Origin of the sequence: Vibrio ostreicida (assembly GCF_013074385.2) — a bacterium.
Lineage (GTDB): Bacteria > Pseudomonadota > Gammaproteobacteria > Enterobacterales > Vibrionaceae > Vibrio > Vibrio ostreicida.
The window spans coordinates 25,870-40,136 of sequence record NZ_JABEYA020000002.1 but is presented as its reverse complement, the minus strand read 5'-3'; the positions used below and the strand labels follow the sequence as shown (position 1 = coordinate 40,136).

Genomic DNA, 14,267 nt, shown 5'->3' with positions numbered 1-14,267 from the left:
GTCTGATAGTGCCGTGAGCAATAAATTCCTTTATTATAAGGGCCGTTTTATTTTACATTCGGTTATCTATTCACCGGATATATCAAGTTCAACAGGACAGTACAACTCGATGTCACGTTTTCCTCGTACCTTGTTAGCCACTTCAATCAGCGCCGCTTTTCTTATGCCTCTGGCTAAGGCTGAAGAAAGTCCAATGGACACTTCACAAGAACTGCCATCTATTGGTCAATGCCAGACATTAGACCTTATTGACCAATGTCTGGTCAATGAAGAGGAGCCTGAAAATGCAAATCAACTGCCCGTGGATGTTGATGCGGATCGCCTAGAAGCAATCATTGGTGATAAAGCCACCTACAGTGGTAATGTTACTGTGGCGCAGGGCAAAAAACGAATGAAGGCTGACACCATTACTCTGCACCAACAGGATAACATTGCTGTCGCAGAAGGGAACGTCACATTTAGCGATGGTCAGCTTAAAACCATCTCAGACAAAGGTATCAACCACCTCAACACCGAACTGGTCACGTTAGAAAACACACAGTATAAGTTTCTCTGTGAACCGGGACGCGGCGAGGCGGTCTATATCTCCAAAACTGGCAAAGCCGTCTATGAGATCGAAGATGGCACGATCACATCTTGTCCTGAAGGCGATCGTTCATGGAGAATGAAAGCATCCAGTATCGATATTGACCAGAATGAAGAAGAAGCCACCTTCTATAACCCTCGTTTCGAAATTATGAACGTACCAGTTTTCTATCTTCCTTTCTTAACCGTACCCATTGGTGACACTCGGAAAACGGGCTTTCTCTATCCAACCGTTTCTTACGGTTCCAGTGACGGTTTTGAAATGCAAGTACCGATTTACTGGAACCTAGCGCCTAACTTTGATTTAGAGACCACGCTCAAATACATGCAAGAGCGCGGCACGCAACTGAATAGTGAATTTCGTTATCTATCCGATCTGGGTTACAGCACCTTAAAATCTGAGTACTTACCGGACGATAAAAAATACCCTGAAAAAGGCAGTCGCTGGGGCTTTCAATGGTCACACAGTGGAATTTTTCAGGAAAACTGGAAGTTCGAAATTGATTATTCTAAAGTCAGCGACATTAATTACTTTTCGGATACAGGCTCAGGTTTAGGTAACCAATCTGACGGGCAATTGATACAAGAAGCAAAAGCAACGTATCGATCCGCCCATTGGGATGCCTCGATATTAAGTAGAGATTTTCAGGTCCTGACCACAGCGGGAACACCATACAAACTGTTGCCGCAGCTAGAGTTTAACTATTATGCTCCAGAACTGATGCGTTATCTTGATTTTGATATGATTAGCCACATTTCTCAATTTGACACCGATGACACCAGTAAACCATCAGCAACCCGTGTCCATATTGAGCCGGGCTTGACGATTCCCGTGGGGACAACGTGGGGTACTTGGACAACAGAGGCCCGAGTTTTAGGCACCTACTATCAACAAGATCTTAATGGACTGAATTTATCCGACTTTACTGGCTACGACCTCAAAGACAATACCTCAAGAGTGATTCCTGAGTTCAGAAGTCATGCCGGAATTGTCCTAGAGCGCGATACCATTGTGTTAGACAATTACACCCAGACGCTTGAGCCTCAAGTCCAGTATTTGTATGTGCCTAAAAAAGACCAAAGTGAGATTTACCTCTACGATACAACGTTACTAGAAACCGACTACTATGGTCTGTTTCGCAGTCGAAAATACAGTGGCGTTGATCGCATTGCCGAGGCCAATCAATTTAGCTATGGCGCCTCAACCCGATTCTTTGACGATCATTACAAAGAGCGCCTTAATATCTCCTTTGGGCAGATATTCTATCTAGATAAAGACACCAAGAATTCGAACAGTACGACTCAAAATGAAAAGTCCAACTATTCAGCGTGGGCCGTCGAGATGGACTTCAATTATGCGGATTACCTGTTCTATCATGGCGGTATCCAATACGATATTGACACCAGCGAAGTACAGCTTGGTAACAGCACATTAGAATATCGTTACTCTGGGGGTTACATACAAGGGAATTATCGATATGTAACACGTCGGTATATAGAAAGTACTTTGGGTGACAGCATCGGCGATTTGGATACCATTACTGAAGAAGGCATTTCACAGGCTGGTCTTCTCGCTGGCTACCAGCTCAACAGAAATTGGCATGCCTCAGCCCAATATTTCTATGATTTGACCACAGACGAGCCCCTTGAGTGGTTAGCTGGGTTAAATTACACCTCAGACTGCTGGTATATTGGCTTTGCGTACAGTAACCAGCTTCGTAGTTGGAGCCCTAATTTCTCCAGCTATCCTAATTCGACCCCAACGTATGAAAACAACTTCAGTTTTAACTTTGGTATTATTGGATTTGGAACAAATATTGGTTCAGACTCAAGCGCAACTGGAGCGACCAGTACGAGTAATTCTCTAAGTTATGGCCGCCCATTCTTTTTGAACAACTAATTCGACCGCCTGTGGTCTAAAACACAGGCTTTATTTTATAGGAAGATTAATGAAATTTTGGAAGCAAACTCTGCTAGGACTGCTTGCCGTCTCTCCGATTTGTTTTGTGCAAGCAGAACCCGTTGAACTGGATAAGGTTGCGGTGATAGTCAACAGCGGTGTGGTATTGCAAAGTGACATAGAAACGTCACTCAAAACGATTCGAGCCAATGCAAAAAAAAGCGACCAAGCACTCCCTGATAGTGCAACCTTGCGCGAGCAAGTGATCGAAAAGCTCATATCTGACACGATTCAGCAGCAAGAAGCCGAGCGGATTGGTGTTCGCATTGATGATAACCAGCTCAGTGAAGCCATTGCAGACATTGCCAAAAACAATGGCCAAACACTCGATCAACTCACTGCATCAATCGCCGAAGAAGGCCTCAGTTATGAGCAATTTCGTGAGCAAGTACGCAAAGAAATTGCCGCCAGTGAAGCACGTAATGCACTCGTTCGCCGCCGGATCAACATCCTGCCAGCAGAGGTCGACAGTCTCGCCAATATTTTAGCACAAGAGACGAATGCGACCGTGCAGTATAAAATTGGCCATATCCAATTACGCACCTCTGAAAGCGACGACAAAGCCTCTGTCGAAGAAAAAGCCAATAATATTGTCCAAAAATTAAACCAAGGTGAAGACTTTCGCACCATGGCGTACACCTACTCAAAAGGTCCAAAAGCCTTAAACGGTGGTGACTGGGGCTGGATGCGCAAAGAAGAAATGCCGACCATCTTTGCCGATCATATTAATTTGCAGAACAAAGGCAGTATCATTGGGCCTTTTCGCAGTGGCATGGGTTTCCATATCCTCAAGATTGAAGACGTGAAAGGGTTGGAAACCGTTGCTGTGACTGAAGTGAACGTCCGACATATTCTCATCAAGCCCACCGTAATTCTCAGTGACAAAGGCGTTCAGAAAGACCTGCTGGAGATCACTCGTCGTATTCGATCTGGCGAAGCCACCTTCGGAGAAATGGCACAACAATACAGTCAGGATACCGGCTCAGCCTCTCAGCAAGGTGAACTCGGCTACCAGACCTCCGATCTTTATGTACCAGAGTTTAAACATCAGGTGGATACTCTGACAGTAGGCACCATTAGTGAACCGTTTAAAACAGTACACGGATGGCATATTGCAGAAGTGCTTGACCGTCGCAAGGTTGATCGCACGGATTCGAGCCTGAAAAACAAAGCTTATCGCATCATCTTCAACCGTAAATTCAATGAAGAAGCAAGTACCTGGCTTCAGGAAATTCGAGCCAGCGCCTTTGTTGAAGTCATTGGAGCAGATCAAGATGACAATTAAGCGCATCGTCGTCACTGCTGGAGAACCGGCGGGTATCGGTCCTGATTTAGTGCTGGCCTTGTCTGCACAGAATTGGCCACATCAAATTGTCATCAGTGCTGATAAAGCGTTGCTTGAACAAAGGGCCCAACAACTCAATATTGAGCTAACACTGATAGACTATGATCCCGCACAAGCGCCTGTTCCGCAGAAGGCCGGTTCACTCGTCGTCGCGCATATCCCCATGCAGGTCGCTGCTATTGCTGGTCAATTGAATGAAAACAACGGTCATTATGTACTAAAAACACTGGAAAGAGCCGCTTTAGGCTGTATGAAAGGCGAGTTTGATGCTATTGTCACTGGCCCTGTGCACAAAGGCGTAATCAACCGCTCAGGGGTCGCATTTAGTGGCCATACCGAGTTCTTTGCCGAGAAATCCAACACGCCGCTTGTCGTCATGATGTTAGCCACGCAAGGGCTCAGAGTCGCTTTAGTGACAACCCATATACCGTTGGCTTATGTATCCCAAGCCATCACAGAAGAACGACTTGAAAACATCATTCGTATATTGCATAAAGATTTAGTCGAGAAGTTTGCACTGGCTTCACCTAAAATTTATGTTTGTGGGCTCAACCCGCATGCGGGAGAAGATGGCTGCCTTGGCAGAGAAGAAATAGAAACCATCACGCCTACACTAGAGAAATTACGGCAGCAAGACGGGTTTGATTTGATTGGTCCTCTGCCCGCCGATACGATTTTTAATCAAAAGTATCTTGATGATGCGGATGTTGTGTTAGGAATGTACCATGATCAAGTTCTTCCAGTGCTAAAATACAAAGGGTTTAGTCGCTCAGTGAATATCACGCTTGGGCTGCCCTTTATTAGGACATCCGTTGATCACGGCACTGCATTGGACCTGGCTGGAACAGGAAATGCAGATACAGGAAGTTTCACGACTGCACTGACTCATGCCATTGAGCTTGTGGATAAGAAAACCAGTTAACTTGAGAAAATTATGAGAAACGATGTCCACTTAGGGCACAAAGCACGTAAACGCTTTGGTCAAAACTTCCTCAACGATCCGTACATCATTGACGGTATTGTCTCCGCAATCAACCCAAGATCAGGGCAAAATCTCGTCGAAATTGGGCCGGGCCTTGGGGCAATTACCGAACCAGTCGGGCAAGAAGTCGATAAGTTTACGGTGATAGAGCTTGATCGCGACCTAGCAGAGCGATTGAGAAATCATCCCGATCTGGCTGATAAACTGACTATCTATGAAGGCGATGCTATGAGCTTTGACTTCACTCAATTAGTTAAGCCCAATAATAAGTTACGTATCTTCGGCAACCTCCCATACAATATTTCTACGCCGTTAATGTTCCACTTATTTGAATACCATAAAGACATTCAAGACATGCACTTTATGCTTCAAAAAGAAGTAGTTAACCGCTTAGCCGCTGGCCCAGGAACCAAAGCTTATGGACGCCTAACCGTGATGGCTCAGTACTATTGTAAAGTCGTTCCAGTGTTAGAAGTTCCGCCTACAGCCTTTGTACCACCGCCGAAGGTCGATTCAGCGGTCGTACGCTTAGTTCCCTATGAAACCTTGCCTTGCCCAGCCAATAACCTCAATTGGCTTGATAGGGTCTGCCGCGAAGGCTTTAACCAACGACGTAAAACTGTGCGCAACTGTTTTAAATCTCTCGTCGATGCCAGCACCCTTGAGCAACTCGGGATCAACCCAAGCCTACGCCCAGAGAACCTTACGCTAGAGCAATTTGTTGGTCTGGCTAACTGGTTGGACGCAAATCATAAATAAACTTCATATACTTAGGGTTGTAACCTGCGGGTTTACAACTCTAACCTTTTGACTTTTGCGCAGGAGTCTACATGGAATCCATCCCTTGTATTAAAGTCCAAGTACATACCAAGTATATTTCAGAGCAATCTCAGCCTGATTCACAACGTTACGTTTTCGCCTATATCATCACCATAAAAAACCTCAGTAACCAAACCGTCCAACTCATGGGACGTCGCTGGCTAATCACTGATGCCAATGGCAAACAAATGACTGTCGAAGGCGATGGCGTCGTTGGCCAACAACCTTTTATTCCCGGTAATGACGAATACACTTACAGCAGTGGTACCGCCATTGAAACACCTGTTGGTGTGATGCAAGGTCAATACCTCTTTCTCAATGAAAAAGGGCAAGAATTTAGTACCGAGATAGAGCCATTTAGGCTCGCTTTACCCAACATTCTTAACTAGAGATGACCCGTGTCTAATTATATTGTCGGTGATATCCAAGGCTGCTTTGATGAACTGCAACGCCTACTCCACAAAGCGCACTTTAACCCCACAGTGGATACCCTTTGGGTGGCTGGTGATTTGGTCGCTCGCGGACCAAAATCATTAGAGACCTTAAGGTTCATTAAAGACCTTGGCACTAGTGCTAAAGTGGTTCTGGGAAACCATGACTTACATTTGCTTGCCGTCTCACTTGGGATTCACAAAGCCAAAGCCAAAGACAAGACACTGCCTATCTTTGAAGCAACAGATCAAGACGAACTTCTAAACTGGCTTCGCGCGCAACCTCTGCTGGCCGAGCATAATGAATTTGCCGTATGCCATGCTGGAATTTTTCCACTTTGGTCACTAAAACAAGCCCGGAAATATGCACGTGAAGTCGAAGCCATACTGCAAAGTGATAAAGGGGACTGGCTGATAAAGCATATGTACGATGACCAACCTGATCAGTGGAGTGACCGCTTAAAAGGAATTCAACGCTATCGCTTCATCGTCAATGCCTACACTCGAATGAGGTTTTGCGATTCAGGAGGGCGACTCGACATGGCGTGCAAGCAGCCCCCTAGCCTGCTAACCGACAGCCTCCTTGTTCCATGGTTTAAGATTAAGAGTCGTGTCGCATTGGACAAAACCGTCCTCTTTGGCCATTGGGCTGCCCTAGAGGGCTATCATAGCTCAGATGTCATAGGACTCGATACTGGGTGTGTTTGGGGTGGGGAGCTGACCATGTTGAGATGGGAAGATCAAACATACTTTGTGCAATCCGCTCTACGCTAGGCAATACTGAGTTCAAAGGCACGCCAACGAAACTCTTCACGCAGCATTCTCAGCAGTCTTTCTCTCTAAAACGGCAAAACGCATACTATAGGCATTTTTTTCATCGCAACCATGATGATGAGAGTCGATCTCCACAAATTGGTCTCCCCAGAGAGGAAACTGAGTATCCCCTTCAAAATCAGCATCAATATAAGTGACATAAAGTTTATTGGCCTGAGGTAAACACGCTCGATAAATCGACCCTCCGCCAATGATCATAATTTCTTCGACCTCACCCGCAGCTTCTATCGCCTCTTCAACTGACGTTACCGTTGTGACACCGTGAAGTTCAAGATTCTCATCACGGCTGATCACGATGTTGTGGCGCCCAGGGAGAGGTCGACCAATCGAGTCATACGTTTTGCGTCCCATCACTACTGGCTTACCCATCGTACATTGCTTAAACCAAGCAAAATCGGCGGGCAAATGCCACGGCATATTATTGTCTTTACCAATGATGCGGTCATTTGCCATTGCGGCGATCAGACTAATGATCATAACGAGATCTTCCTTTATATTACTTAAACGATGGATTTTCGCCGATAGAATAACAATCCCGGCATAGCTAAGCCAACAGCTAAACCCGTAATAATGAACATTGCCTTAAGAAAGTTTTCTATTAGCACGGCCATCAGTGGATGGCTGTACCCTCTCTGATTGAGTTCAACCAACGCAATCATCGCTTTAAAAGCGAACACTCCTGGTACCATTGGGATCAGGGCAGCGACCGTAAACACTTTAGGATGAGCAAGAAAGCGTTTTGACCAATAAATGCCAGCCAAACTGACCAAAATCGCAGCAAACAAGCTCGCCCACTCTATCGGTACAGAAAAATTCATCATGACATAACGCGACCCATGGCCGAGGGCGCCACCCATTGCACAATAGGCTAACGCTTTTTTAGGCACATTAAACACCAGTGCAAAACCAAACGCCGGAACAGCAGCAAGCACCATATCCTGAAGTAAACCGATGACTAGATTCACAATACCCACCCTCTGACACCAGTGACGCTCATTGCCGCCACGATCCCAAGGCAGGTTGCCAAAGTGAGTAGACTGGCCATCACAAACCGAGTCACCCCCATATTAATCTCTCCTTTAAGCATGTCAGAAACCGCATTGATCAATGGAAAACCCGGCACCAACATTAGGACCGAAGAAGCCATAACCAGAAATGGGGCATTACCCAGATCATGGATCACCGCTTGAGCCGATATCAACGTGGTAAAAAAAGCTGTCACCGAAAAATTAATCAGGGGATTAAAGTGCCGTAGGCTCAGTTCCTGCCTAACGGTTATCCCAACCACAGAGGCGATGAATGTCATGATAACCACCAGCTCGTTCCCACCGGCTAAGCCCCCAAATGCCGCACACGATAATCCGATCATAAAGGCCACAAGCCAACGGTTGTAGTGTTGTGGATGCACTTGATCAAGCTGCTTCTGAGCGAGATCAACATCAAAGATACCACGCTCCAGCAAAATACATATTCTTTGGACCCGAGTAACCACCTGCATATTTATTCCTCGATCCAGACAACACCGAACCGTAGTAATACAATGCGTATGATAGATAGTCGTGATAACCAAAGAACGGGCAGACAAAGAGACATCGACAGAATCCATCCCGCTTGCCAAACCAATACGTTGAGTCAAATCGGTCACTAAGGTGCTTTCTGCGCCATGCGCCAGCAACAATTGCCCTGCTTGGGCAATCAGGCGAGATACTCGGCGTTGTTGATCAACCATCCCATTCTCCAATGCCTTTTAACACTGGCTATTGTCGCGCACAAATGGGATTTATGATTTGATTTAAACACAAAAAAGCCGCAATGTTTTTCACATTGCGGCGGTTTATTTACAGCACCTTTTGAAGATTAATCTCGAACATAGACAACGTGGCCGTCGTCTTCTTCATCATCCCAATCTTCATCATCCCACTCATCGCCTTCTTCCGTGATCACATCTTTGCCTTTGCTGATCACATCTTGATGGTAGTCATCCCACATAAAGTTCACTTTGTCTTCTTCGCTGACTTCTTGCTCTTCACGTGGTAGGGCATCCATAAAGTCCGCTAGCTTATAGCACAGCTCTTTGGTTCCAGATCGGTTAACCGCTGAAATCTTAAAGCTTTGCTCTTCCCAACCCAATGCATCAACAATACCTTGAATGATCTCGTCCGCTTCACCCTCAGGCAACAAATCAACCTTATTGAAAACCAACCAACGCGGTTTATCGGCTAACTTTTCACTGTACTGTTCAAGTTCATCAATAATAGTGAGTGCATTTTGAATCGGATCAGATTGATCAACCGGCATAATATCGATCATGTGCAGAAGAACACGGCACCGTTCAAGGTGCTTGAGGAATCGAATGCCTAATCCCGCGCCATCCGCTGCCCCTTCAATCAAGCCCGGAATATCCGCAACAACAAAACTCTTTTCTGGGACCACACTCACCACTCCAAGGCTTGGAATAAGAGTCGTAAACGGATAGTCAGCCACTTTAGGCTTTGCAGCCGATACCGCTCGGATAAAGGTTGATTTACCCGCATTAGGCAACCCCAACATTCCGACGTCAGCCAGCAGCAAAAGCTCTAAGCGCAACTCACGGATTTCACCCTTGGTTCCCATACTTCTTTGACGCGGAGCTCGGTTGACTGATGACTTAAAACGTGTGTTGCCAAGCCCATGCCAGCCTCCTTTAGCCACCATGATTTTTTTGCCATGTTCCGCCACTTCAGCGACGATTTCATTGGTGTGAATGTCCACCGCTCTCGTGCCAACAGGAACGCGCAGAACCTTGTCCTGCCCACGCTTACCAGTACAGTTACCACCTCGACCGTTTTCTCCGCGATCAGCTTCATAGAAGCGCTGAAAACGGTAGTCGATCAACGTATTAAGGTTCTCATCAGCAAGAATATAGACATCTCCGCCATCTCCGCCATCACCACCGTCAGGGCCACCTTTTGCTACGAATTTCTCGCGCCAAAAACTGACGACACCATTACCGCCGTCACCGGCCTCTACTTTCACTACCGCTTCATCAACGAACTTCATCTCTTACTCCGCCCAATGGCTATGTCTCATAGCTGGGTTACAACTATCACCTTACGCCGTTGTCGTGCGTGGGTGATATAAATTCTAGCAGACCCCATGCTCAGTTGTGGACCGACACACTGAGGTCATTCTTCAATTTAGGAATATATATTGAGGGGCTTTCTACCCACCTCAACCGAATTAGGTATCGTATAGAGGCTGGTTCAAAGTCCCTTAATATCAACTCCGGCGTTCAAAAAATCGTTGGTCATCGGCTCAGTTTTCTTAACGCGACAAATAAAAAACCCCGCCGAACTGGCAGGGCTTTTAAATTCAGCTTGAAAGCAAATATAACTCAGCGCTTAGGCTTAATTACTCAGCTTCGATGCTAACGAATTTACGGTTTTTAGGACCTTTCACTTCAAACTTCACTTTGCCTTCAGCAAGAGCGAAAAGAGTGTGGTCTTTACCGATACCAACGTTATTACCAGCGTGGAACTTAGTACCACGTTGACGAACGATGATGTTACCTGCAAGTACAGATTCACCACCGAAACGCTTAACACCTAGGCGTTTGCTTTCTGAATCGCGGCCGTTTCGAGTAGAACCACCAGCTTTTTTGTGTGCCATTGTTAAACTCTCCTAATCGATTAAGCGTTGATACCAGTGATTTTCACTTCAGTGAACCACTGACGGTGACCTTGTTGCTTACGAGAGTGCTTACGACGACGGAACTTAACGACTTTTACTTTATCGCCACGACCGTGTTGTACAACTTCAGCAACTACTTTACCGCCCTCTACTAGAGGGGCACCAACTGTAACGTCCTCGCCATTTGCGACAAGAAGAACTTTATCAAATTCAACTGTTGCACCAGTTTCAACGTCTAATTTCTCTAAACGAAGGGTTTGACCTTCGCTTACACGGTGTTGTTTACCACCAGATTGGAAAACAGCGTACATATCTTACTCCGCTTTTTCCGCACAGCCTTACGAATACTTAATGAGCATCTTGGGTGTGCGCTAAACTAATCATCAATAGGGCGCAGATTCTACAGAAGAGCTTTCCCGATGACAAGCCATATTTTTAAAAAATTGGCGAAATGATAATCGCCAGATAAAAGTGCCGCAATCATGCCCTTTAAGCATGTATTAATCAACGTTTTTTAGTGTATTATTCAGCAATAAAATAGATAAGAAGACCATACAGGTTCTAACTTCAGCCGGATTTACAATGGATTTTAAAGCTATCCAAGCGCTTACTGCCGATGACATGGCAAAAGTGAATGAAACAATTCATGCACAACTCGATTCAGACGTATCTTTAATAAACCAATTAGGGTTTTACATCGTCAGCGGAGGTGGAAAACGCATACGTCCTCTATTGGCCGTTTTGTCGGCCCGGGCACTAGGTTACCAAGGTCAGTCACATACCATGGCAGCGGCCTTTATTGAATTTATTCATACTGCCACGTTACTGCACGATGATGTGGTCGATGAATCAGACATGCGCCGCGGTAAGGCGACAGCCAACGCCGCCTTTGGCAACGCGGCCAGTGTTCTGGTGGGCGACTTTATCTATACGCGTTCATTTCAGATGATGACAGAACTCGGATCCATAAAGATCCTTAAACTGATGAGCAACGCCGTCAATATCATTGCAGAAGGTGAAGTTCAGCAACTCATGAACTGCAATAACCCCGATACCACGGAAGACAGTTATATGGCGGTCATTTATTCTAAGACCGCTCGCCTGTTTGAGGTCGCGACCCAAATGGGGGCGCTGCTCAATGATGCGCCAGAAAACATCGAACGAGCGCTGCAAAACTACGGTAAACACCTAGGGACGGCGTTCCAATTAATTGATGATGTGATGGATTATACGTCTGACGGCGAAGAAATGGGTAAAAACGTCGGTGACGATTTAGCCGAAGGTAAGCCTACGTTGCCATTGCTTTACGCCATGCGAAAGGGGACACCAGAGCAAGCCAAACTGATAAGAGAAGCCATCGAGAAAGCCAATGGTATGGAAAAGATCCATGATGTTCTGAACGCTATGGAACAAACCGGCTCGCTCGAATACACTCGCCAAAAAGCCTATAGAGAAGCAGATCAAGCGATTGACGAATTGGCGGTATTGCCTGAATCACCATACAAAGAAGCGCTAGTGACACTCGCCCATATGTCGGTCCACAGAACAACCTAAGCCCCAACACCCTCAGAATCCAGCAAGCGTGGAACTCTCTTACTGGATTCTGTCAGGCCCTTCTTGCCCGCTCGTGTCTCCATCATTTCCCTAACTGACGATGCGATCATAAAATCGTCACTATGACGTCATAAATTTCTCACCACCCTGACCTTCAATTGTCATATACCCCGCCTAATCTCGAATTGACATTTCCACAACCGAGAAAACTATGGATTGTTCTAGCCCTTTTCGCTTACCACGTAAAACGCCATTTGGAATAGGTGAAAATCTGGCTGAATGGGCTACAGGCCTAAGTCAGTTGGATAAATACTACACGCAACGCCCAGCAGGGTGTGATACCCAAACTTTCCTTCGCTTCACACTCAAAATCCTTGGGATCGATTATAAAATCGTAAAAGGATCTCTCACTCACATCCCAACTCAGGGCGCTACCGTTGTCGTTGCCAACCACCCTTTAGGCTGCGTTGAGGGCGTCATATTGGCTGAGATGTTGCTTCACGTTCGCCGCGATGTCCAGATCCTCGCCAACCAATACTTAAAGACCGTTCCGGAACTGGATGAACTGTTTATCGGTGTCGACGTTTTTGAAGGTCAAAAGGCGCATAAAGCCAACCTCAAAGCGTTACGCCAAGCACATCAACACTTAGACAATCATGGCCTGCTATTGCTTTTTCCAGCAGGAGAAGTGTCTCAGTTGGTCGACCGAAAAACACAACGAATTGAAGATAAGGAATGGAGTCGCTCAGTCAGCAGTTTGGTCAGAAAAACCAAAGCTAATACTATTCCCGTGTTTATCGATGGACACAACTCGCAGCGTTTTTACGTGGCTGGCAAGGTCCATCCCCTCCTCAGAACGTTGATGTTAGGGCGTGAGCTATTAAACAAATCGGATCACCCCATTGGTGTCTCGATTGGATCTGCTATCAAATACAAAGAAATCAATAACCTCACTGATAAGCAGATTGTTAACTACCTGCGTCTAAATACTTACTTACTCCACAGTGATACCCTTCATCGTGAAACGCACCAACCGGATCAACCTCAAGCTCTGCCTGTCGCAGATGCGCTACCACTCAAAGACCTCAAAACCGATCTTGCCACCTTGCCAATCGATCACCATCTATTGAGCAGCGGTGAATTTGATGTTTACTGCACAACCGCCGATTGTATTCCCTCTATTCTTCATGAAATAGGGCGCGTCAGAGAACGTAATTTCAGAGCCGTCGGTGAAGGCACGGGTTTAGCCATCGACCTTGATGAGTTCGACCGTGATTACATGCATCTGTTTATCTGGGACAGAAACCACGATTGTCTGGTCGGGGCCTACCGACTCGGAATGGTCGATAAGCTGATGCAGAAAAAAGGTTTGGCTGCTCTCTACTCAAGGACCCTTTTTCAGTACGGTCATGATTTCCTACAAACCATGGGCACTGCGATTGAAATGGGGCGTTCTGTGATAGATGAACGTTACCAGAAAAGTGTCGGAGCGCTGTTTTTACTCTGGAAAGGCATTGCTACTTACGTAAACAAAAACCCGCAGTATACCCACTTATTTGGACCAGTCAGCATCAGTAATGATTATAGCGATCAAGCAAGGCAGTTACTCGCCGAGACCATGACACTCCATCATTATGATTCTGAGAAAGCAGAATATGTCACGCCTTCAAACCCACTACCCACTCAGCAAAAAAACTGGAACACCAGTATGCTGACCGCTTTGGCTGATATCCAACTTTTATCACGGGTGATTGCCCGTATTGACGATGGTAAAGGTGTCCCAGTATTACTTAGACAGTATCTTGCTCTCAATGGAAAGTTGGTTTCGTTCAACGTCGACCCTTCATTCAAGAACGCCTTAGATGGTTTAATTATGCTTGACCTCCGGCAAGTGCCATTAAAGACACTGACCCGTTACATGGGCTCACATGACGCAGAGAAGTATCTTAATCATCACAATCCATCCCGATAATCAATAATGACCGTGCTGCGTGATCTTCGCAGCACCTTTTCGAGCGACGATGACCTAATTTTGTTATTCAACTCAAATCAATCACATCAATATTTGATCCTTGATGGATATCAAAC

General features: G+C 45.9%; 14 protein-coding genes. 8 read left to right on the top strand and 6 right to left on the bottom strand.

The window, feature by feature from the left end; all coding sequences use genetic code 11:
- The first annotated feature begins 109 nt into the window (after positions 1-109).
- The 6 genes from lptD (at position 110) to HLM86_RS03880 (ending at position 6,896) form a co-directional block, all read left to right on the top strand.
- On the top strand, positions 110-2,485 hold the full coding sequence (gene lptD, locus HLM86_RS03905; RefSeq protein ID WP_076586072.1) for an LPS assembly protein LptD: 2,376 nt from the start codon (positions 110-112) through the stop codon (positions 2,483-2,485).
- Positions 2,486-2,534: 49 nt separating this feature from the next.
- On the top strand, positions 2,535-3,830 hold the full coding sequence (gene surA, locus HLM86_RS03900; RefSeq protein WP_076586070.1) for a peptidylprolyl isomerase SurA: 1,296 nt from the start codon (positions 2,535-2,537) through the stop codon (positions 3,828-3,830).
- The gene (pdxA, locus tag HLM86_RS03895; protein ID WP_076586068.1) at positions 3,820-4,812 is read left to right on the top strand and encodes a 4-hydroxythreonine-4-phosphate dehydrogenase PdxA; all 993 of its coding nucleotides are present in this window, start codon (positions 3,820-3,822) and stop codon (positions 4,810-4,812) included. The genes surA and pdxA overlap by 11 nt, the downstream gene beginning before the upstream one ends.
- 12 nt (positions 4,813-4,824) lie before the next feature.
- A complete protein-coding gene (gene rsmA / locus HLM86_RS03890) occupies positions 4,825-5,631 on the top strand; it encodes a 16S rRNA (adenine(1518)-N(6)/adenine(1519)-N(6))-dimethyltransferase RsmA (RefSeq protein ID WP_076586066.1) in 807 nt (268 codons plus the stop codon).
- A gap of 71 nt (positions 5,632-5,702) precedes the next feature.
- On the top strand, positions 5,703-6,080 hold the full coding sequence (gene apaG / locus HLM86_RS03885; RefSeq protein WP_076586064.1) for a Co2+/Mg2+ efflux facilitator ApaG/CorD: 378 nt from the start codon (positions 5,703-5,705) through the stop codon (positions 6,078-6,080).
- A gap of 9 nt (positions 6,081-6,089) precedes the next feature.
- Positions 6,090-6,896: a symmetrical bis(5'-nucleosyl)-tetraphosphatase gene (locus HLM86_RS03880; RefSeq protein ID WP_076586062.1), complete on the top strand. Its 807-nt coding sequence runs from the start codon at positions 6,090-6,092 to the stop codon at positions 6,894-6,896.
- A 36-nt stretch (positions 6,897-6,932) separates the two neighbouring features.
- Here the strand turns inward: HLM86_RS03880 and folA are convergent, their stop codons facing one another.
- From folA to rplU, 6 genes are all read right to left on the bottom strand, one after another.
- Positions 6,933-7,433 carry a type 3 dihydrofolate reductase gene (gene folA / locus HLM86_RS03875; protein ID WP_076586060.1) on the bottom strand — a complete coding sequence of 167 codons (501 nt, stop codon included), beginning with the start codon at positions 7,431-7,433 and terminating at the stop codon, positions 6,933-6,935.
- Between the two features lie 23 nt (positions 7,434-7,456).
- On the bottom strand, positions 7,457-7,891 hold the full coding sequence (locus tag HLM86_RS03870) for a threonine/serine exporter family protein (protein WP_076586759.1): 435 nt from the start codon (positions 7,889-7,891) through the stop codon (positions 7,457-7,459).
- A 26-nt stretch (positions 7,892-7,917) separates the two neighbouring features.
- Positions 7,918-8,685, bottom strand: coding sequence for a threonine/serine exporter family protein (locus tag HLM86_RS03865; protein WP_076586058.1), 768 nt, complete (start codon positions 8,683-8,685; stop codon positions 7,918-7,920).
- Between the two features lie 128 nt (positions 8,686-8,813).
- Positions 8,814-9,995 (bottom strand): Obg family GTPase CgtA, encoded by a 1,182-nt coding sequence (cgtA, locus tag HLM86_RS03860; protein ID WP_170882261.1) that lies wholly within the window; start codon positions 9,993-9,995, stop codon positions 8,814-8,816.
- Positions 9,996-10,346: 351 nt separating this feature from the next.
- On the bottom strand, positions 10,347-10,604 hold the full coding sequence (gene rpmA / locus HLM86_RS03855; protein WP_076586054.1) for a 50S ribosomal protein L27: 258 nt from the start codon (positions 10,602-10,604) through the stop codon (positions 10,347-10,349).
- A 20-nt stretch (positions 10,605-10,624) separates the two neighbouring features.
- Entirely contained in the window at positions 10,625-10,936 is a 312-nt protein-coding gene (gene rplU, locus HLM86_RS03850) for a 50S ribosomal protein L21 (protein WP_076586052.1), read from the bottom strand.
- 271 nt (positions 10,937-11,207) lie between these two features.
- On the opposite strand from rplU, the gene ispB reads away from it, so the two are divergent.
- The gene (ispB, locus tag HLM86_RS03845; RefSeq protein ID WP_170882260.1) at positions 11,208-12,179 is read left to right on the top strand and encodes an octaprenyl diphosphate synthase; all 972 of its coding nucleotides are present in this window, start codon (positions 11,208-11,210) and stop codon (positions 12,177-12,179) included.
- A gap of 211 nt (positions 12,180-12,390) precedes the next feature.
- Positions 12,391-14,151 (top strand): bifunctional lysophospholipid acyltransferase family protein/GNAT family N-acetyltransferase, encoded by a 1,761-nt coding sequence (locus HLM86_RS03840; RefSeq protein WP_076586048.1) that lies wholly within the window; start codon positions 12,391-12,393, stop codon positions 14,149-14,151.
- Positions 14,152-14,267 lie beyond the last annotated feature (116 nt).

Coding starts and splice junctions, on each gene's coding strand:
- lptD (WP_076586072.1), top strand. CDS start 110: ATGTCACGTTTTCCTCGTACCTTGTTAGCCACTTCAATCAGCGCCGCT.
- surA (WP_076586070.1), top strand. CDS start 2,535: ATGAAATTTTGGAAGCAAACTCTGCTAGGACTGCTTGCCGTCTCTCCG.
- pdxA (WP_076586068.1), top strand. CDS start 3,820: ATGACAATTAAGCGCATCGTCGTCACTGCTGGAGAACCGGCGGGTATC.
- rsmA (WP_076586066.1), top strand. CDS start 4,825: ATGAGAAACGATGTCCACTTAGGGCACAAAGCACGTAAACGCTTTGGT.
- apaG (WP_076586064.1), top strand. CDS start 5,703: ATGGAATCCATCCCTTGTATTAAAGTCCAAGTACATACCAAGTATATT.
- folA (WP_076586060.1), bottom strand. CDS start 7,433: ATGATCATTAGTCTGATCGCCGCAATGGCAAATGACCGCATCATTGGT.
- HLM86_RS03870 (WP_076586759.1), bottom strand. CDS start 7,891: ATGGTGCTTGCTGCTGTTCCGGCGTTTGGTTTTGCACTGGTGTTTAAT.
- HLM86_RS03865 (WP_076586058.1), bottom strand. CDS start 8,685: ATGGTTGATCAACAACGCCGAGTATCTCGCCTGATTGCCCAAGCAGGG.
- cgtA (WP_170882261.1), bottom strand. CDS start 9,995: ATGAAGTTCGTTGATGAAGCGGTAGTGAAAGTAGAGGCCGGTGACGGC.
- rpmA (WP_076586054.1), bottom strand. CDS start 10,604: ATGGCACACAAAAAAGCTGGTGGTTCTACTCGAAACGGCCGCGATTCA.
- rplU (WP_076586052.1), bottom strand. CDS start 10,936: ATGTACGCTGTTTTCCAATCTGGTGGTAAACAACACCGTGTAAGCGAA.
- ispB (WP_170882260.1), top strand. CDS start 11,208: ATGGATTTTAAAGCTATCCAAGCGCTTACTGCCGATGACATGGCAAAA.
- HLM86_RS03840 (WP_076586048.1), top strand. CDS start 12,391: ATGGATTGTTCTAGCCCTTTTCGCTTACCACGTAAAACGCCATTTGGA.